At 52.7% G+C, this 18224-nt stretch carries 21 protein-coding genes; 5 read left to right on the top strand and 16 right to left on the bottom strand.

Translation table 11 applies throughout. The features are described 5' to 3' along the window. Nucleotides 1-291: 291 nt before the first annotated feature. Nucleotides 292-1032: a YggS family pyridoxal phosphate-dependent enzyme gene (locus tag BLR00_RS02815; protein WP_074630711.1), complete on the top strand. Its 741-nt coding sequence runs from the start codon at nt 292-294 to the stop codon at nt 1030-1032. 45 nt (nt 1033-1077) lie between these two features. On the opposite strand, the gene BLR00_RS02810 is transcribed toward BLR00_RS02815, so the two are convergent. The 5 genes from BLR00_RS02810 to BLR00_RS02790 all read right to left on the bottom strand — a co-directional run bounded on the left by BLR00_RS02810 (nt 1078) and on the right by BLR00_RS02790 (nt 5255). Then, nucleotides 1078-1326, bottom strand: coding sequence for a YfhL family 4Fe-4S dicluster ferredoxin (locus tag BLR00_RS02810; RefSeq protein ID WP_074630710.1), 249 nt, complete (start codon nt 1324-1326; stop codon nt 1078-1080). Between the two features lie 14 nt (nt 1327-1340). Then, on the bottom strand, nt 1341-1820 hold the full coding sequence (gene coaD / locus BLR00_RS02805; RefSeq protein WP_074630709.1) for a pantetheine-phosphate adenylyltransferase: 480 nt from the start codon (nt 1818-1820) through the stop codon (nt 1341-1343). Next, nucleotides 1813-2358, bottom strand: a complete 546-nt coding sequence (rsmD, locus tag BLR00_RS02800; RefSeq protein WP_074630708.1) for a 16S rRNA (guanine(966)-N(2))-methyltransferase RsmD — start codon at nt 2356-2358, stop codon at nt 1813-1815. Before rsmD ends, coaD begins: the two co-directional genes overlap by 8 nt. 43 nt (nt 2359-2401) lie before the next feature. Beyond that, nucleotides 2402-3712, bottom strand: a complete 1311-nt coding sequence (locus tag BLR00_RS02795) for a M16 family metallopeptidase (protein ID WP_074630707.1) — start codon at nt 3710-3712, stop codon at nt 2402-2404. A 127-nt stretch (nt 3713-3839) separates the two neighbouring features. Beyond that, on the bottom strand, nt 3840-5255 hold the full coding sequence (locus BLR00_RS02790) for a M16 family metallopeptidase (RefSeq protein WP_074630706.1): 1416 nt from the start codon (nt 5253-5255) through the stop codon (nt 3840-3842). A 345-nt stretch (nt 5256-5600) separates the two neighbouring features. Here BLR00_RS02790 and ftsY point away from each other — a divergent pair, with 345 nt between their 5' ends. The 4 genes from ftsY (at nt 5601) to rpoH (ending at nt 9425) form a co-directional block, all read left to right on the top strand. Beyond that, nucleotides 5601-6587 carry a signal recognition particle-docking protein FtsY gene (gene ftsY, locus BLR00_RS02785; protein ID WP_074630705.1) on the top strand — a complete coding sequence of 329 codons (987 nt, stop codon included), beginning with the start codon at nt 5601-5603 and terminating at the stop codon, nt 6585-6587. A gap of 341 nt (nt 6588-6928) precedes the next feature. After that, on the top strand, nt 6929-7582 hold the full coding sequence (gene ftsE / locus BLR00_RS02780; protein ID WP_074630704.1) for a cell division ATP-binding protein FtsE: 654 nt from the start codon (nt 6929-6931) through the stop codon (nt 7580-7582). After that, on the top strand, nt 7579-8487 hold the full coding sequence (gene ftsX, locus BLR00_RS02775; protein WP_074630703.1) for a permease-like cell division protein FtsX: 909 nt from the start codon (nt 7579-7581) through the stop codon (nt 8485-8487). The genes ftsE and ftsX overlap by 4 nt, the downstream gene beginning before the upstream one ends. Before the next feature lie 92 nt (nt 8488-8579). After that, the gene (rpoH, locus tag BLR00_RS02770) at nt 8580-9425 is read left to right on the top strand and encodes an RNA polymerase sigma factor RpoH (protein WP_074630702.1); all 846 of its coding nucleotides are present in this window, start codon (nt 8580-8582) and stop codon (nt 9423-9425) included. Between the two features lie 94 nt (nt 9426-9519). Here rpoH and BLR00_RS02765 read toward each other — a convergent pair whose 3' ends face one another. The 11 genes from BLR00_RS02765 to accC form a co-directional block, all read right to left on the bottom strand. Next, the gene (locus BLR00_RS02765; protein ID WP_074634094.1) at nt 9520-9768 is read right to left on the bottom strand and encodes a BolA family protein; all 249 of its coding nucleotides are present in this window, start codon (nt 9766-9768) and stop codon (nt 9520-9522) included. A gap of 205 nt (nt 9769-9973) precedes the next feature. Continuing rightward, nucleotides 9974-10729, bottom strand: coding sequence for an ABC transporter permease (locus BLR00_RS02760; protein ID WP_074630701.1), 756 nt, complete (start codon nt 10727-10729; stop codon nt 9974-9976). Then, a complete protein-coding gene (locus BLR00_RS02755; protein WP_074630700.1) occupies nt 10726-11649 on the bottom strand; it encodes an ABC transporter ATP-binding protein in 924 nt (307 codons plus the stop codon). Before BLR00_RS02755 ends, BLR00_RS02760 begins: the two co-directional genes overlap by 4 nt. Before the next feature lie 145 nt (nt 11650-11794). Next, nucleotides 11795-12085, bottom strand: coding sequence for an STAS domain-containing protein (locus BLR00_RS02750; protein WP_074630699.1), 291 nt, complete (start codon nt 12083-12085; stop codon nt 11795-11797). A 110-nt stretch (nt 12086-12195) separates the two neighbouring features. Beyond that, complete coding sequence (locus tag BLR00_RS02745; protein ID WP_074634093.1) at nt 12196-12834, bottom strand: MlaC/ttg2D family ABC transporter substrate-binding protein; 639 nt, start codon at nt 12832-12834, stop codon at nt 12196-12198. Nucleotides 12835-12914: 80 nt separating this feature from the next. Further along, nucleotides 12915-13415, bottom strand: coding sequence for an outer membrane lipid asymmetry maintenance protein MlaD (gene mlaD / locus BLR00_RS02740; RefSeq protein WP_074630698.1), 501 nt, complete (start codon nt 13413-13415; stop codon nt 12915-12917). After that, nucleotides 13415-14212: a lipid asymmetry maintenance ABC transporter permease subunit MlaE gene (gene mlaE, locus BLR00_RS02735; RefSeq protein ID WP_074630697.1), complete on the bottom strand. Its 798-nt coding sequence runs from the start codon at nt 14210-14212 to the stop codon at nt 13415-13417. The genes mlaD and mlaE overlap by 1 nt, the downstream gene beginning before the upstream one ends. Next, on the bottom strand, nt 14205-15017 hold the full coding sequence (locus BLR00_RS02730) for an ABC transporter ATP-binding protein (RefSeq protein WP_074630696.1): 813 nt from the start codon (nt 15015-15017) through the stop codon (nt 14205-14207). The genes mlaE and BLR00_RS02730 overlap by 8 nt, the downstream gene beginning before the upstream one ends. 94 nt (nt 15018-15111) lie before the next feature. Further along, entirely contained in the window at nt 15112-15834 is a 723-nt protein-coding gene (locus BLR00_RS16580; RefSeq protein WP_074630695.1) for a DUF3426 domain-containing protein, read from the bottom strand. A gap of 28 nt (nt 15835-15862) precedes the next feature. Beyond that, complete coding sequence (gene prmA, locus BLR00_RS02720) at nt 15863-16780, bottom strand: 50S ribosomal protein L11 methyltransferase (RefSeq protein WP_074630694.1); 918 nt, start codon at nt 16778-16780, stop codon at nt 15863-15865. A 46-nt stretch (nt 16781-16826) separates the two neighbouring features. Further along, nucleotides 16827-18182, bottom strand: coding sequence for an acetyl-CoA carboxylase biotin carboxylase subunit (accC, locus tag BLR00_RS02715; RefSeq protein WP_074630693.1), 1356 nt, complete (start codon nt 18180-18182; stop codon nt 16827-16829). Between the last annotated feature and the right edge of the window lie 42 nt (nt 18183-18224).

The raw sequence follows: 18224 nt of genomic DNA, 5'->3' as shown, positions 1-18224 counted from the left end.
TCGTAGAGAACATTGCGTGGCTACAGACCAATTAAAGATCCACCTATGAGCCCCCGGTTGGGTGCTTATGTAGAATGGATAAAAGCGTAACCAACCATCAAAACCCGGACATAGATAACACACCGGCTCAATTTCCTCACGGAGGGCTATTTCTCATGCTGGATTGGACCAAAAGCAATGAGTAAAGAAGCGATGGGGATTGTAAAATAAGATAAGTCAGATGATGGATTGCACGCTTCGCTTCACCCATCCTACTGAAAATCACATGGAAGCATCATAAAAAGGTAAAAAATGGAACCCAACAGAACAACCATTGCCTCGGGCTTGGAGAAAGTAAAAACTCGCATAAGGGAGATTGCGGACAAAACGGGCCGGCAACCCGAAGCCATTACCCTTTTAGCTGCAAGCAAAACCAATCCCGCCGAGTGCCTGCGTGAAGCCTTTGCCGCCGGACAGACGATTTTCGGGGAAAATTATCTTCAGGAGGCGCTGGGGAAGATCCCGGCGCTCGCCGACTTACCCATCGAGTGGCATTTTATCGGTCCCATACAGAGCAATAAAACAAAGCGCATCGCAGAGAATTTTTCCTGGGTGCATAGCATAGACCGGAAAAAGATTGCCGATCGCTTGTCGAAGGATAGACCCGAATCATTGCCTCCCCTTCAGGTATGCTTGCAGGTAAACGTGAGCGGAGAGGACAGCAAGAGCGGTGTGGCACCGGATGAGGCAGCCGATCTGGCGGCGCATATTGTGGGGTTGCCCCGCCTGAAACTGCGGGGAGTGATGGCCATTCCCGAGCTTACCAAAGCCACCGCTCTGCAGCGCAGCCAGTTCCGCATGCTGAAAGAAACGTACGATCAGCTTAAACAGGCTGGCTATGAGCTTGACACCATCTCGATGGGTATGTCGGAAGACCTGGATATTGCCATCGAAGAAGGCGCAACCCTGGTTCGCATCGGCACGGCAATCTTTGGACCAAGACGCTACGCTATCCCTGAGGAGCTTGCTATCCAGCAAGGAAAACCTGAGTAACTCCCCGATTTAATTGACACCCTGCCTGCTACGCGGAGGATTTGCTCAGAGGTTGCCAAGGGCAAGATACTTTTCGTGTAGTTGCGCTTTAGTCTCAACAATATCCGGATTAAGGATGATGCAGTCCACCGGACAGACTTCCACGCATTGTGAAACTTCGTGATGCCCCACGCATTCGGTGCAGAGGTCAGGGGCTATTACATAGATTTCTTCCCCTTGCGAAATGGCATCGTTGGGACACTCCGGTTCGCATACATCGCAGTTGATGCATTCATCAGTGATCATTAAGGCCATATCAACCTCAAATATTACAGTTCGATTTTCATCCGTAGCTGTGTGGCAACCAAAGGATGCACAAATCTGTCCACGTTCCCGCCCAACAGCGCGATTTCTCGCACGATAGTGGCGGAAATAAACATGTATTGTTCCGATGGCGTCATGAATACGGTTTCAATTCCAGGATTTATGCTACGGTTCATCCCCGCCATCTGAAATTCGTATTCAAAATCGGACACTGCGCGCAAACCGCGCAAAATTACCCTCGCATTCTGCTGTTGCGAGAATTCCATCAAGAGACCCGAAAAAGCGATTACCTCGACATTGGGGCAATCGGCCAGCACCTGGCTTCCCATCTTCACTCGTTCATCCTGAGTAAAAAACGGCTTCTTGCCGCTACTTGTAGCCACCGCAACCACCACCCGGTCGAACAACCCCGCTGCACGCCGGACCAAATCCTCATGTCCCCGCGTGATAGGGTCGAATGTGCCAGGGTATATCGCTTTATCCATTTTTTGCGGATTTCAATAGTTGATAATATACTTTACCCGCCTGTCCCTTGCGCCAAACAAGCCAGTCCTCACCGGACCCCAGAAAATTATCGTCTTCTACATAGACCAGTCCATCTTCCGCAAGGTGTGAGGGTAGCAGGGCCAGCAGTTCAGGCAGCAGACCCAGTCGATAAGGAGGATCAAGAAAAATCACGTCAAACCGCTGTCGATCGGAATCCATGAATTTTAACGCATCCATTGCCATCAATTGGACTTGGATCGCTCCCAGTTTTTGCGAGTTGGCTTTCAGCGCCTTCAATACTTCGGGATCGAGTTCCACCATAAGCACCTGCGCTGCTCCTCGGGATGCGGCTTCAAAGCCCATCGCCCCGCTGCCGGCAAACAGGTCAAGGCAGGTTTTGCCGCTCAGATCCTGTCCCAGCCAGTTGAACACGGTTTCGCGTATTCGGTCAGGTGTCGGCCGCAAATCCGCACCATCAGGAAAAGTAATAATGCGACTGCGCCATTCGCCGCCGATGATGCGGACTTTGTTTCTCATTCCAGGCAAGTACGCGACAATAAATTGAATAAAAGTACTTTTTCTATTTCTTTTCCATCGCTCCCACCACAACACCCACCATCCCTTCAGGCTTGATACGGCGCTGAAAAGCATCCTTGATCTGAGCAACCGTTACATTCCCCACCGCTTTCAGGTAATCATCCAAATAGGTGAGCGGCAGATCGTAAAACCCGATCACGGAGAGATATCCGAGAATTTTCCTGTTGCTGTCTAGGCGCAATGGGAAACTGCCGATAATATTCTGTTTGGCCGCCACAAGTTCTTTTTCTGTGGGACCACCCGCCACAAAGTCCGCCAGAACTTTTCGCGTGAGTACCAGCGCCTCTTCCGACTGCTCTTTTCTGGTCTGCAAACTGATTTCAAACGGCCCCTTTTCTCTGAGCGGCGAGAAATGGCTGTTAACACTGTAAGCCAGTCCGCGTTTCTGACGAATCTCTTCCATTAGACGCGAGGTGAATCCACCACCACCCAGCACATAATTACCGACGAGCAGGGGAAAATAATCAGGGTCATCGCGGCGCAGTCCCGGATAGGCAAGCAGAATATGACTTTGTGTTGCGGGATGAGTAATTCTTTTGGTTTCCGGAACGGGTTCCGTCACCGCCGGTATAACATACGCGGGCACGCTCTGTGGCAGTTCGCTCGTTAGTGATTCAGCAATAGCCGCCGCTTCCGCACGGCTTACGTCGCCCATGATGGACACGACCGCGCCCGGCGCGGAATAACGAGACCGGTAAAAATCCATCAGATCATCGCGCCGCAATGCACCCACCGTCTCGATCTCGCCCGAACCTCGCAATCCGTAAGGATGGCTGCCATAGAGCATCTTCATCAGCGCACGATCAGCGATGATGTCTGGTTTGGTGTCGGCTTCCTTCAGCCCGGCAATTATCCGCTGCTGCTCCCGCTCCAGTACGGTGACTACAAATTCAGGATGCTGTATGACACGGCCGAGTATATCGAGTGCCTGTTTCCGTTCCCGCGCGCTACTCAGGGTACGTAGCGTAACACCCGCGCGGTCCTGATCGAAATGGGCGCCCAATTGGGCACCGATGTCAGCTATCGCTTTGGCAATCTGATCTTCGGACAGCCCTCCCGCACCAAGACTCAGCAGATACAGCGCGAGGCCGGCGCGGCCGGATTTATCCGGCGTGTCGGTACCGCTGCCCGCGCTGAAATCCACGCTGACATCGAGTATCGGTAAATCACGGCTTTCGACAAAATACACTTGTGCACCCGAGGCCGCCTGCCAATGCTGGATCGGCAGGGTAGCAAATGCCCATTGGGAGCAGGTGCCCAAAAGCAGAATAAATACGCAACGTATCACTTGCATTAAAACCTCTCCGAACAATTCTGAATTACCTTTCGAACTTGATGATCGATTGGCGTTACTTGTCGATCGAGGCGACAGAAGAAAATACTTTTCCAATCAATCGTAATCAAGGCCAGGATCATGCCGCTCAATGACGCAGTCCACCAGGAGGCGCGGCAAAAGGGGCTTTCTGTTGTTCCAGCGGCTGCGGATCGAGTACCGCAACCGTCAGACTGTCATCCTTCAAATATTTTTTTGCCACCTCGCGCACTTGTTCGGCGGTAACGGCTTGTAGTTTTTTCAACATCGTATCCACATCGCGGTGGGACATACCAATACTTTCCAGTTGGCCGATCTGCATCGCTTGATAGAACATCGAGTCGAGCTGAAAGACATGCCCAGCCACAACCTGTGCCTTGACTCGCGCAAGCTCCTCTTCAGTGACTCCCTCGCGTATGAGTTTTTCCACTTCCGCACGTAACGCGGTTTCCAGATCGCCCACCGTTTTTCCTTCACTGGGCGTACCGTCAAGATAAAACATGCCCGGGCCGCGCGCGGTGGAGTCGTAACCCGCGCCTGCCGAACTGGCAATGCGTTGCTCGCGCACCAGTTCCTTATTGAGCCGGGCGGATTCGTTGCCATCCAGCACCCCTGCAAGCATTTCCAGCGCATACGGCTCCCAGTCCGTGCCGGGATTGCGTACTACCGGCGCATGATAGCCCATTGCAAGATACGGTAACCGCGCGGGCGCTTTCACCGTCAGCCGCTTGATGCCGATTTGTGGCGGTTCGGTCTGCGGCTTGCGCTTATCCAGCGGCAATAGCGGGCGAGACCGTATAGCGCCGTAGTACTTTTGCGCCAAAACGAATACTTCCTTCGGGCTTACATCACCCACCACCACCAGCACGGCATTATTGGGCGCGTACCAGCGGTCATACCATTCCTTGGCGTCCCGGAAACTCATGTTTTCCAGATCGTTCATCCAACCTATGACGGGATGCCGGTAGGGATGCGATTGAAAGGACGTGGCGGTCATTTTCTCATGCACCAGCGCGCGAGGCTGGTCATCGGTGCGCAGGCGCCGCTCCTCCATCACTACCTTGATTTCCTTGGCAAACTCCCCTTCCGTCAACACCAGATTACGCATCCGGTCGGACTCCAGTTCCATTGCCAGCGGTAGCCTGGATTTTTGCAATTGCTGGAAATAAGCGGTGTAGTCACGGCTCGTGAATGCGTTTTCGCGCCCGCCCGCCGCCGCGATACGCCTGGAGAATTCGCCGCCAGGAACTTTATGAGTTCCTTTGAACATCATATGTTCCAATACATGGGCGACCCCTGTGGCCCCATTCAGCTCATCAATACTGCCCGCCTTGTACCAGATCTGTGAAATGACCACGGGAGAGCGATGATCTTCCTTGACGATCAACTTGAGCCCGTTGGCAAGGGTGAACTCATGTGTAGTGGCGGAGGCTCCCGAAGCAACCAGGAACGCTAGTAGCGCTACTATTTTTGCAACCGGCCGCGAAACGGAAGAAGGAGCGGCGTCACGACAATGAACTCTCATTTTTTTAATAACCTAAATCCGGGTAAACGGAATAAAATTCCGGAATCAATCCTAAATCCGGTAGTTGGACGGTGAAATGCGCGGTTTGGGATGCAGAACAAGACGCAACGACGCGGAATGACTATTTCATTCCAAGGCGTTGCGAACAACGCAGTCATGTGCCTAAAAACGGTGCTATTCACCCCGCAGCAGCCTCGTCCGAAAGGTGAGCGTTAAATAATACGAAATATTGTTATTGATCATAACACCGATCCATTAAATGAGCGGTCAACTACCGGATTTAGGATAGTATTCCGCTCACAAGTTTTCGCCACGTGTTTCGACAAAGGTAGACAGCCTAACAGAATGCCAAGTTTCTTCAAATCCAAAAATAGTGCTGCACCCGCCAGCGTGCAGCCAGCGAATTGGACAGCCAGGGTTCGACAAGGCCTTTCCCGCACCCGAAATAATCTGGGCAAACAGTTATCCGGGTTATTCGGCGGGGGTAAGATCGATGAAGCTCTCTACGAGGAACTGGAAACCATACTGCTGACAGCCGATACCGGCGTAAATGCGACCACCTGGCTGCTTGACGAACTGAGGAGGCAAGTCAAACGCGATGGCCTGACTGACGCGGCGCAACTCAAGGGCGCGCTACAGCAAGCACTCGTCGACCTGCTTACGCCGCTGGCGCAGCCCCTTGCTACGGACACGAATAAACCCTTTATTATTATGCTGACAGGTGTGAATGGGGCGGGTAAAACCACCTCAATCGGCAAACTCGCCCATCATTTTCAGTCACAAGGGAAAACGGTGCTGCTCGCTGCGGGCGACACCTTCCGCGCCGCCGCGCGCGAACAACTCATGGCCTGGGGTGAGCGTAACAACATTGCCGTTATCGCGCAGGAAACCGGCAATCAGCAAAAGGGGGATCCCGCGGCGGTGATATTCGATGCAGTAAGCGCCGCTAAAGCACGCGGGATAGATATTGTACTGGCGGACACCGCCGGACGGCTCGCCACTCAACTGCACTTGATGGAAGAAATTAAAAAGGTGAAGCGCGTAATCGCCAAAGCCGAGCCGGATGCGCCTCATGAAGTGCTGCTGGTGCTCGACGCCAACACCGGACAGAATGCGGTCAATCAGGTGCAGGCCTTCGATGACGCGCTCGGTCTTACCGGCCTCATTATTACCAAGCTTGACGGTACTGCCAAGGGGGGGGTGATTGCCGCGATTGCCAGACAACGCCGGCAAAAACTGTCATTACCCATACGCTTCATCGGGGTAGGCGAAGGCATCGATGATTTGCGGCCATTCAACGCGAGTGAGTTTGTCGAGGCGCTGTTTGACTGAGCGCGATATGGCTCGACGCCATGGATTTGTTTCAACCTGAAATCGGCAGTTGGACAGGATGGAGTGCATGGTTCTTGGGTGCGGCGCAGGGCGCAATGACTGCAATCGCCATCCCATTCCAAGGCGTTACGAACAACGCAGCCCTGTGCCACAAAAACCTTTCGATCCGCCTTATAGCTCACTCCCCATAAAAGGTGAGGATCAAAGGGTCCAAGAAATCTTGGTGAATCATGGTGCCAACTGAAAAATGACCGGTCAATTGCCGGATTTAGGTTCAATCCTCAAGGGACGCAAGCACGCTTGACGGGTTAAAATGAGTCCTTTGCGGTGAAGGCTTTTCCATGATCAGCTTTAATCAGGTCTGCAAGCGTTATCCCAATGGTTTCAATGCGCTCAAGAATATCGGGTTTACGCTCGAGGCCGGCGAGATGGCATTAATCACCGGCCATTCGGGTGCGGGCAAAAGTACGCTATTGAGGCTCATTGCAGCTATCGAGCGCCCTACTTCCGGCAGTATTATTGTTAACGGCCAGAATGTCAGTGCGCTCAAGAGCGGCGCCATCCCATTTTTGAGGCGTAATCTCGGTCTGGTATTTCAGGATCAAAAGATCCTGTTTGACCGTTCCGTATTCGATAACGTGCTGCTGCCTCTACAAATCAGCGGGTTTGATTCCCGAGCGGCAACCGGACGGGTACGCGCCGCGCTCGATAAGGTAGGATTGCTGGACAGGGAAAAAACACGGCCCATTACACTTTCCGGGGGTGAGCAACAACGCCTTTGCATCGCCCGCGCTATCGTAAACCGGCCTTCCATACTGATTGCCGATGAGCCAACCAGCAACCTTGACGCGGATTATGCAAGAGACATCATGACGATGTTCAAGTCATTTCATCAAGTGGGCGTAACCGTCCTCATAGCCACCCATGATGTGGAATTGCTGGGCAACACGCCACTGCGTATTTTCGCGCTCAATCACGGCGAACTGACGGTATGAGCGTGTGGCTGGCTCATCACTGGTACGCTTTCGTCCTGGCGCTTAAGCGGTTGGCGGGCGCACCCATCGGAAACCTGCTCAGTATTATCGTGATCGGGATTGCCTTCAGCCTGCCCGCTGGAATTTACATGCTGCTGGGAAATCTTCAGGCATTCTCCACTCAGGTTTCGGGTGCGCCGCAACTGAGCCTGTTTCTTGAGCTGGATACGAATGGCGATGAGGTGGCACAAATTGCAGCACGCCTTAAGGAGCATCCGCAGGTAGCGAGCTTCGAGTTCATTCCCAGAGACAGCGCTTTGGAGCAGCTCAAGCAAAGTAATGGATTGGCGGATCTCGTGGATAGTCTTGAACGAAATCCGCTACCCGACGCTTTCGTGATAAATGCCAGAAGCCTCTCGCCCGCGGCGCTGGAAGAACTCCATGCGGAATTGCAAAAATGGCCCCGGATCGAACACGTGCAACTGGACTCGGCGTGGGCAAAGCGGCTGGACGCTCTGATTAATCTGGGTCGTCTGGCGGTGCTGATGCTCGCCGCATTACTGAGTTTCGCGCTGGTCGCCGTGACTTTCAACACCATACGTCTGCAGATTCTCACCAAACGGGATGAAATAGAGGTGTCGAAGTTGATCGGTGCGACTAACGGTTTCATCCGCCGTCCTTTTCTGTACTTCGGCGCTATTCAGGGAATGGCCGGGGGGATGGCAGCATGGCTTATTATCTCCCTTGGAATCCACCTGATAGATGATGAACTGAGGAATTTGACGCGGCTCTATGTGGTGGATTTTCCTCTCTATCATCTTTCCCCGGAGGACAGCCTGACTCTGTTATTACTGTCGGCATGTCTTGGCTGGCTGGGGGCGTGGTTGTCGGTGGCAAACCATCTGTGGCAGATAGAACCAAGTTAATTCATAAGGTTAGGAATTTTCGCAGGGAACTTTTCAGGCGATTGACTTTCTTATCAGGAAAGGTTATTTTTTATAGGATCCAAGGAGGACATATGACTTTTGCTTTAGCCATACCCTCAGCTGGCGGCAGCATTGAAAGTTACATTCAGTCTGTTAATCGCTTTCGCATTCTTTCTCAGGAAGAAGAAGTCCGTTTGGCACGATCCCTGAGGGATGAAGATAGCATCGACGCGGCCCGCCAACTGGTTTTATCGCACTTGCGCGTAGTGGTCGCCATTGCTCGCGGTTACAAAGGCTATGGTCTGCCCCAGGCAGATCTGATTCAAGAGGGCAACATCGGCCTTATGAAAGCGGTCAAACGCTATGATCCTGAGCGCGGTGTAAGACTGGTATCGTTCGCGGTGCACTGGATCAAGGCGGAAATTCATGAATTCATACTGCGCAACTGGCGGCTGGTAAAGATCGCCACGACCAAGGCGCAACGCAAATTGTTCTTTAACCTGCGCAGTATGAAGCCGGTTCTGGACACCATGAATCCTGAGGAAGTTAACGCCATGGCCAAGCAATTGGGCGTCAAGGCCGAGGAAGTGGTAGAAATGGAAACCCGTTTCAACGGACGTGATATTTCGCTGGAACCGCTATCTGAAGACGAGGACGAGACATTCAGCCCTATCGCTTATCTCACCGACGGCTCAGAACCGCCAAAATTGCTGGAAGCCGAACAAACCACACGCTTGCGCGGAGAAGGGCTGGAACAAGCGCTGGCGAGCCTGGACGCACGTAGCCGGCACATCATCGAAGCGCGCTGGCTGCGGGAAAACGATACCGCAACGCTGCATGATCTTGCCGACGAGCTGGGCGTATCCGCCGAACGCATTCGCCAGATTGAAGCCAAGGCAATGGAGAAAATGCGGGGGGCGATGGCAACGGCCGCATAAACCGGCGCAAGCTTGCGGAACTAATATCTACTCGACAAAACTTACCGCCATTTTTCCGGTAAGCCCGTGCTCTACACGCCAGCCAGGTGTAATACTACGCCTGGCTATTTTCTGCCCACTGTTCCGGTGTCAAGGTTTTCATGGACAGGGCATGGATCTCCTGCTTCATCCTGTCGCCAAGTGCGCGATAAACCAGTTGGTGTTGCTGCACCATATTCTTTTCGCGGAATTCAGCGCTGACAATGATGGCGCTGAAGTGACGACCGTCATCGCCCTCCACATGCACCAGCTCACATGGCATGGAGGTTTCAATATGATTTTTTATGCTTTCCGATGTGACCATTTTTTCTTCCTTTATATTAATAATTTCTTCAACCCAAATCCGGCAGGCAGACAAGATGATTCGGGTTCAATGCCGGCAATTATTCCGATTTCGAATAATTGCGACTCTGGTGATGCGTCTTCGATCCGTGGACTGTGCGCACTCTAAGCAAGCGATTTATCAATCTGCGAAACGGATCGTCACAACAATTGGATTTTATGATGCCTCAATGGCGGATCTTATAACCTGCCCTAAGCATCCGCAATGTCAGCCATGATACCGCCAAAAAGCACGCCGCCACAATCCCAAGGCTGGCATAGGGTGAAATATCCGACACGCTGAAAAAACCATAGCGGAAACCGTCAATCATGTAAAAAAATGGATTCAAGTGCGACAATCCCTGCCAGAAGGGAGGCAACGAGTGGATCGTGTAAAACACCCCGGATAGAAATGTCAGAGGCAGAATGACAAAGTTCTGAAAAGCGGCCAGCTGATCAAACTTTTCCGCCCAGATACCGGCAATAATGCCTAGCGCCCCCAGCAATGCGCTGCCCATCAGGGCAAACACGAATACCCATAGAAATGAGCTTACCGGTATTTCGAAAAATCCGAGCGTCACCAGGTAGACCCCCAACCCCACCGCCAGGCCGCGTACGACGGATGCCAGTACATAGGCCAAAAATATTTCCTGGTAAGAAAGCGGGGATAACAGGACAAAGACGAGATTGCCTGAGATCTTCGATTGAATCAAGCTGGATGACGAGTTGGCAAAAGCATTCTGCAACATGGCCATCATCACCAGACCCGGAACCAGAAAGACGGTGTATGCCACGCCCGGATATGCCTGTACGTGTTCTTCCAGCACGTGAGAAAAAATCAGCAGATAGAGCAGCGTGGAAAGCATTGGCGCGAATACGGTTTGTAACCCGACTTTCCAGAAGCGCAGCAGCTCCTTGTGGAGCAGAGTAAAGAACCCGGTCATCGGGATACTGGCTGCGGATTTTCGGTATGGCCCATGATTTTCACGAACACTTCTTCCAAATCAGGTTGCAACACCTGCATTTCCAGGACTTGCACGTCCGCCATGCGCAGCGCCGCCATGACATTTTCGAGCTGGGAATATTCCCCGATTGCCAGGATGCAGTATCCGTCCTCATGGCTACTCAATAAGGGTTGTAGCGGCAAAGGGAGTGTATCGGGCGACAACCGCAATCGCACCGAACATCCGGAAATACTATTGACGAGATTTTTGATACTGTCGAACGCGACGATATTCCCTTGTTTGAGCATCGCCACGCGGGTGCATAAAGCTTCGGCTTCCTCAAGATAATGCGTGGTGAGCACGATGGTGTGGCCATTGCGGTTCAACTGTTTGATGAAATGCCAAAGCGCCTGGCGCAATTCCACATCCACTCCCGCGGTGGGTTCGTCCAGAACGATCACCGGTGGCTTGTGCACCAATGCCTGGGCCACAAGCACGCGCCGCTTCATGCCACCGGACAGCGTACGCATGTTGGCGTCGGCCTTGTCGGTGAGATCCAGGTGGTGGATGATCTCCTCTATCCAGGAACCGTTATTCTTCAGGCCATAATAGCCCGACTGGATCGCAAGCGTTTCCCTGACGGTAAAGAATGGATCGAATACGAGTTCCTGCGGCACCACACCCAGCATACGCCGCGCTTCACGGTAATCGGCAACGACATCATATCCCATCACTCTGGCGCTGCCGCTGCTCGCAAGAGTCAGCCCCGCTATGATGTTAATGAGAGTGGTCTTGCCCGCGCCATTCGGACCGAGCAGTGCAAAAAATTCACCGGTGCCGATTTCAAGATCGACACCGCACAACGCCTGTAATGCGCCGAAGCGTTTGTGCATCTGCTTGACTTCGATTGCCAGTGTCATCGGGAAGAAACAAGGATAAGGAGTATCAGGGGCATGCGTAACGGGCTTGGATAGGGGATTTTTAAGTATGCCCCATGTGAGTTACCCTCGATTGGCCGGAAAGCGCCAGTTTCTGGCACTTCATTCCGCCATCACCCATTTATGATTACGCTTGAAGGATCAATTCGGAAACGCCATACAGCTGAGTCAAACCTCGCAGGTTTTGCGGCATGTTGGCAAAACACATTCGGTGGTGGCGGCGGCCCGCCTCGCGCTGCCATTCCAGCAACAGGCTGACAGCTGACGAGTCCACTTCAGCCACTCGCGTTAGATCAATTACCAGATCATCATGATTAAACAACGCAATGCCCCGCTCGACCACCGCAACCACATTATCGAAGGTGATTGATCCCTCGACGCTCAGTTCGCCGTCCTTGGACAGAACTACTTCGGCCATGCTGCATCCAGTAGTTGAAGTTTAAAGTCAAAATGGTACAAAACATCGGTGTAAATCATGGCGCCCATCTGAAAAATGAGCAAGTCAACGGGCGGGATCAGGATCACGGATTACCGCGCATCGGCCTTTTTATCGGCAGCTATCAACGAACGATTCTTATCTACCAGGGTTTTAAGTAGTTTATCCACTCCACCGTCGCGAACCTGGTTGTTGAAGGTGCTGCGGTAATTGGTTACCAGACTGACTCCCGCAACCGTTACATCGTACACTTTCCAGCCATCGCCGGTTTTTTCCATGCTGTAATCGATGGGAACCGGCTGCTGACCAGAATCTTGCATCACTTTCGTTTTGACCGTGGTATCGGTATCATCCGCCGCGACTTTGAGCGGTTCAACCTTGATAGTATGGTCACGATAATCAGTCAATGCGTTGGAATAGGTGCGAACCAGGAGGGTACGGAACTCCTTCACCAATTGCTCCTGTTGATCAGGCGAGGCCTTGGACCAATTCTTGCCCATCGCCAGCCGGGTCATCCGGTTGAAATTGAAATGAGGCAGTATCTTGGCCTCCACCAAATCGAGAATCTTGGCGTGACTGCCTTGCAAGCTCTTGTCCTGCCTGACAATTGTAAGCACCTCCTGAGCGGTGTTATCCACCAGCTTATCGGGACTGGTGGCCTCCATTGACCATGCAGGCAGCGCAGGCAACCACACCGCCAGCAATACAAAGATACCAAGGTATTTTTTCATGATTTCCTCATTAAAATTAGTTGAACTATCCATTTTAAACTGCATCATAAGCCAACGCATGCCTCACCGCGAATATATGGCTATTTCTTGCCGTCATCGTCGCTATCGCCGTCTTCTGACGCCTTGTTCTCCGATGCTTTATCGAATAGGAATCGCCCGATCATTTCTTCCAGAACCATTGCAGAGTTGGTTTTCATGATTTTATCGCCATTCTTCAGTACTGTCTCGTCGCCACCCGCCGCCAGGCCAATGTATTGCTCACCCAAAAGACCCGATGTAAGAATGCTGGCGAAAGTGTCTCTGGGAAATTGATAGCGACGGTCTATGTTCATGGTCACCGCGGCATCGTAGGTCTCGGTGTTGAACTGAATATCCGTTATACGTCCCACTACCACACCTGCGCTTTTTACCGGGGCTCTGACTTTCAAACCGCCGATATTCTCAAAATTTCCAATCAATGTATAGCTCTCTGCTTCGCTATAAGTACCCAGATTTCCCACTTTCAAAGCCAAAACCAGCAATGCGCCGATTCCGGCCATGACAAATACACCTACCCACAAATCCATCGTTGTTCGCTGCATCAGCTCATTCCCCTGAACATGACCGAGGTCAAAACAAAATCCAATCCCAGAATCGCCAGCGAGGAAGTCACCACGGTGCGGGTGGTTGCGCCGGACACCCCTTCAGCCGTGGGCGATGCATCATAACCCTCGAACACCGCAATTGCCGTTACGGCTACACCAAAAACACAGGTCTTGATGACACCGTTGACGATGTCGTACCGGAAATCCACCGCGTTTTGCATCTGCGACCAGAATGAACCCTCATCCACCCCGATAAGTACCACCGCTACCAGATAACCCCCAAATACGCCAACCACCGAAAACAGCGCCGCCAGAAACGGCATCGAAATTACACCCGCCCAGAACCGGGGAGCCACCACCCGGGCAATCGGATCCACCGCCATCATTTCCATCGCCGCCAATTGATCCGTGGCCTTCATCAAGCCGATTTCAGCGGTAATGGCAGACCCGGCACGGCTGGCGAACAATAGCGCCGCCACAACAGGCCCCAGTTCCCGAACGAGCGACAGCGCAACCATTGTACCGACAGCGGATTCTGCACCGAATCTCTGTAACGTTTCATAGCCCTGTAAACCCAGCACCATGCCGACGAACAATCCCGACACAACGATAATAATCAGCGACAGCACGCCCGTAAAATAAAGCTCACGGATAATCAGGCCAAAACGTCGAAAGCTGGTACCCGACTTCAGCAGTGTCAACAGAAAAAAGCGGCTGGCGTAGCCCAGCCGCCAGATACTGTCTATCACGCGATGACCCACACCCCGAATACCGACAACGATACGCCTAGGCAAAACTACCCTCCAGTTTCAGATCGCTCGCGTAAGCTTCCGCAGAGTAGTGGAACGAAACAGGGCCGTCTTCTTCGCCATGCACGAACTGATGGACAAAAGGCGCAATCGATTCGCGCACTTCGTCCGGTGTACCATGCGCCGCGATCACGCCCCCTGAAATGAAATAAACATAGTCCACAATTTTCAAGGACTCCTGCACATCGTGGGTTACCACAATGGAGGTCATACCGAGCGCATCGGTCAAGCGACGGATCAAATTTCCGATGACAGTCAATGAAATTGGATCGAGCCCCGTAAACGGTTCGTCATACATGATAAGTAGCGGATCCAGCGCAATCGAGCGAGCTAACGCCACCCGCCGCGCCATTCCTCCCGAAAGTTGCGCGGGCATCAGATCGTGCGCCCCACGCAAACCGACAGCTTGTAGTTTCATCAGCACCAGATCACGAATCATCGATTCGGGTAAATTGGTATGTTCACGCATCTGGAAAGCTACGTTGTCGAATACCGACAAATCGGTAAACAGCGCGCCGAACTGGAATAACATGCTCATTTTTCGGCGCATCTGGAAAAGCTCATCCCTTTTGAGCTCATGTACTACTTTGCCGGCAACCTTGACATAGCCGGAGGATGGGCGAACCGCTCCACCGATAAGACGCAACAGCGTGGTCTTGCCGCTACCGCTGCCGCCCATGATGGCGATGACTTTACCACGTGACATCGTCATGTCGATCCCCTTCAGGATGGAACGCTCCCCATAGGAGAAGTTCAAACCTTTGATTTCAATTAACGTCTCAGGGATCATTTTGCTTGAAGGCGACTACTGGATTTGACGGGATTTCAATTTTAATTCAAATGCACTGCGAATACAGCCCATAATTTTATGGAGTCCAATCCCGTTATCGGCGTAAACCGTTTGATTCCGGTGGATTCAAGTTGTATAAACCAATCCCGGATAAAACAAGAACTGACCCGCTATTCAGCAATGCTGATTTTTGCGGCGGTGGAATGGTACATCCCAATAGCTCGCAGTATTGTTCCAGAAACGGCCTGGCAGCGGGCGTGATAACAGAAAGCTGGGCGCGATAAAAATAAATGGCCTGAGCGGCCAGCACAACAAGCAAAAACAGACTCGCAAAGCCCCATGTGAGGGAAGTCTTGCGCGGCGGTGCCGCATTGAAGGCATACTCATCCGTATAGTCGTCCGGTGGGTAATTTTCTGCCGGGTTGCTCTCCGGTGCGCTGGTTACGTGCGGTACTTGCAGGACCGGTTCTTTCACCACCGACGCTTCCGGTTCTGGCGCCTCAGTAGGTGGGCTCTCCAATGCTGCTTCGGTCTGCACTGTTTCGTTACCGGTCGCTTGAGAGGACACTTCTTGATCAGTCAAAGCCGTGATGGGCGAATCACCTATGGATGGAATCTCCGGGCTTTCCGGTTTGTCCGGCACCGTCTTCCTGGATAAATCAACAGCTTCCAGCTCTTGCATTGTCGCCAGTGTGGCGAAACCGTTAAATACATGCGCGCAGTGTCCACAGCGCACATCCCCGCCGTGCGCCTGCAACTGCAAGGGGGTTATACGAAAAGCGGTGGCACAGTCAGGACAACGGGTTATAAGCGCCATAGCCGTTATTTTTCAAGAAAATTCAAATTCACTTCCTGGTCCCGGCCAGCAACACCCAGCCCTCCCGCACCCCGGCAATATGCATATTGAACCATTGCTGATAGACATGACTGACTTCCTCCGCCTGTTCCATAAGTATGCCGGAAAGTACTATATGGCCCCCTTGCCGGGTAGCACGCATCAGTATCGGAGCCAGCATGATCAAAGGATTGGCAAGAATATTGGCGACAACCACATCCGCCCAGGCTTCGCGTGCCGGATCTGTCCAAGTCGCAAAATGTGCCGTATGAAACTCCATTTCTGTTTCGTCACATTGATTAAGCATGGCATTTTCGCGACTGGCTGCAACCGCCTGCGCATCTATATCTACGCCCACCGCATGGTGCGCACCGAGCTTCGACGCGGCGATAGCCAATATGCCGGAGCCACAACCGTAATCAAGAACATCTTCGCCCCCTTGCAGGTTTTCGTCAAGCCAGGCAAGGCATAGTTTTGTGGTAGGGTGACTGCCGGTGCCGAAAGCCAGTCCGGGATCGAGTGTCAGATTGATCGCGGCGGGATCGGGCGCCCGATGCCAGGTGGGGACAATCCACAACCGTGACGATATTTGTATCGGATCGAATTGCGATTGCGTAATCCGCACCCAGTCCTGCTCTTCCACATGCGTCAGGTGGTAGACGGGCGGAATGGGAAGCTGAGCCGCTTGCGCCGCAGCTTGCACAATGGACGTTATGTCGGCATCCGCTTCGAATAGGGCGGTAAGTTCCGACACGGACCAGATTTCCCCAGCCGACTCACCGGGTTCATCGAATAACGACTGCTCTCGTTCAGTGCCCGCAGCCGCATCGTGTATGTCCGTTGATAACGCACCGAGTTCAAGCATCGCATCGCTCAGGGCTTCGGCATGCGTGTCATCGGTCTCCAGGGTGAGAGAAATCCAGGACATATATCGCAATACTCAGGAAAACTCGCCGCAATACGGCTGGCCGCTTTTAGCCCGGCTTATTGTAATTGGCAAGCTTTTGCTCAAGGTAGTGGATGCTGGTACCGCCCGTCAAAAACGCTGCGTCCGACAATAGATCGAGATGCAATGGGATATTGGTGTTGATGCCTTCAACCACCATCTCCGACAGCGCAATGCGCATTCGGGCGATTGCCTGGTCGCGGTTATCCCCATAAGCAATCACTTTGGCGATCATGGAATCGTAATAGGGCGGCACCACGTAGTTATGATAAATATGAGAGTCGACCCGAATGCCCGGGCCGCCGGGAGCATGATACTGAGTGATACGACCGGCGGAAGGCGTAAGCTTATAAGGATCCTCGGCGTTGATGCGGCATTCGATGGCATGCCCCTTCCATGTAACATCTCGTTGGCGAATGGTCAATTTTTCACCGGCGGCAACACGAATTTGTGCTTTTACCAGATCTATCCCGGTAATTGCCTCCGTAACGGGGTGTTCCACTTGTAAACGCGTGTTCATTTCGATGAAATAAAATTCGTTTTTCTCAAACAGGAACTCGAACGTTCCCACTCCCCGATAACCGATACGCCGGCACGCATCGGCGCAGCGGCCACCCATCCTGTCGCGTAATCTGGGGGGAATGCCCAGGGCGGGTGCTTCCTCGAGGATTTTCTGGTGGCGGCGCTGCATTGAACACTCACGTTCTCCCAGGTGGATTGCATTGCGGTGTTCATCAACCAGCACCTGGAATTCAATATGACGCGGATTTTCCAGAAATTTTTCCGCATAAACCGTTGGATTACCGAACGCCGCCTGTGCCTCGTTGCGGGTTATTATGACCGCATTCGACAACGCGGCCTCGGTGTGAACCACGCGCATTCCACGCCCGCCACCGCCCGCTGATGCCTTGATAATGACAGGATAGCCAATCGCACGGATGATCGCCCGGATCTCATCAAGAGATTCCGGTAATGCGCCGTTGGACCCCGGAACACAGGGAACACCCGCTTTTTTCATTGCGTTCTTGGCGCTGACCTTGTCGCCCATCATGCGTATCGTTTCGGGGCGAGGGCCGATGAAGACAAAACCGCTACTTTCCACACGCTCGGCGAAGTCGGCATTTTCGGAGAGAAAACCATAGCCGGGATGAATCGCTTCCGCATCGGTTACTTCAGCTGCGCTGATAATGGCGGGCACATTGAGATAACTCTGGGCCGACGGCGCCGGCCCAATACACACGGACTCATCGGCGAGCTTCACATATTTTGCATTGGCATCTGCCTCGGAATGCACCGCCACTGTTTTAATTCCCATCTCACGGCAAGCACGCTGAATACGCAGAGCGATTTCACCTCGATTGGCTATTAGAATTTTTTCAAACATGGGATATCCCTATTAAACGACAGGGGCGCCTGCCATCTGTTC

The sequence above is a fragment of the Nitrosospira multiformis genome (assembly GCF_900103165.1).
Classification (GTDB): domain Bacteria; phylum Pseudomonadota; class Gammaproteobacteria; order Burkholderiales; family Nitrosomonadaceae; genus Nitrosospira; species Nitrosospira multiformis_D.
The sequence above is the reverse complement of the archived record's forward strand: the minus strand, read 5'-3'. Positions and strand labels throughout refer to the sequence as shown.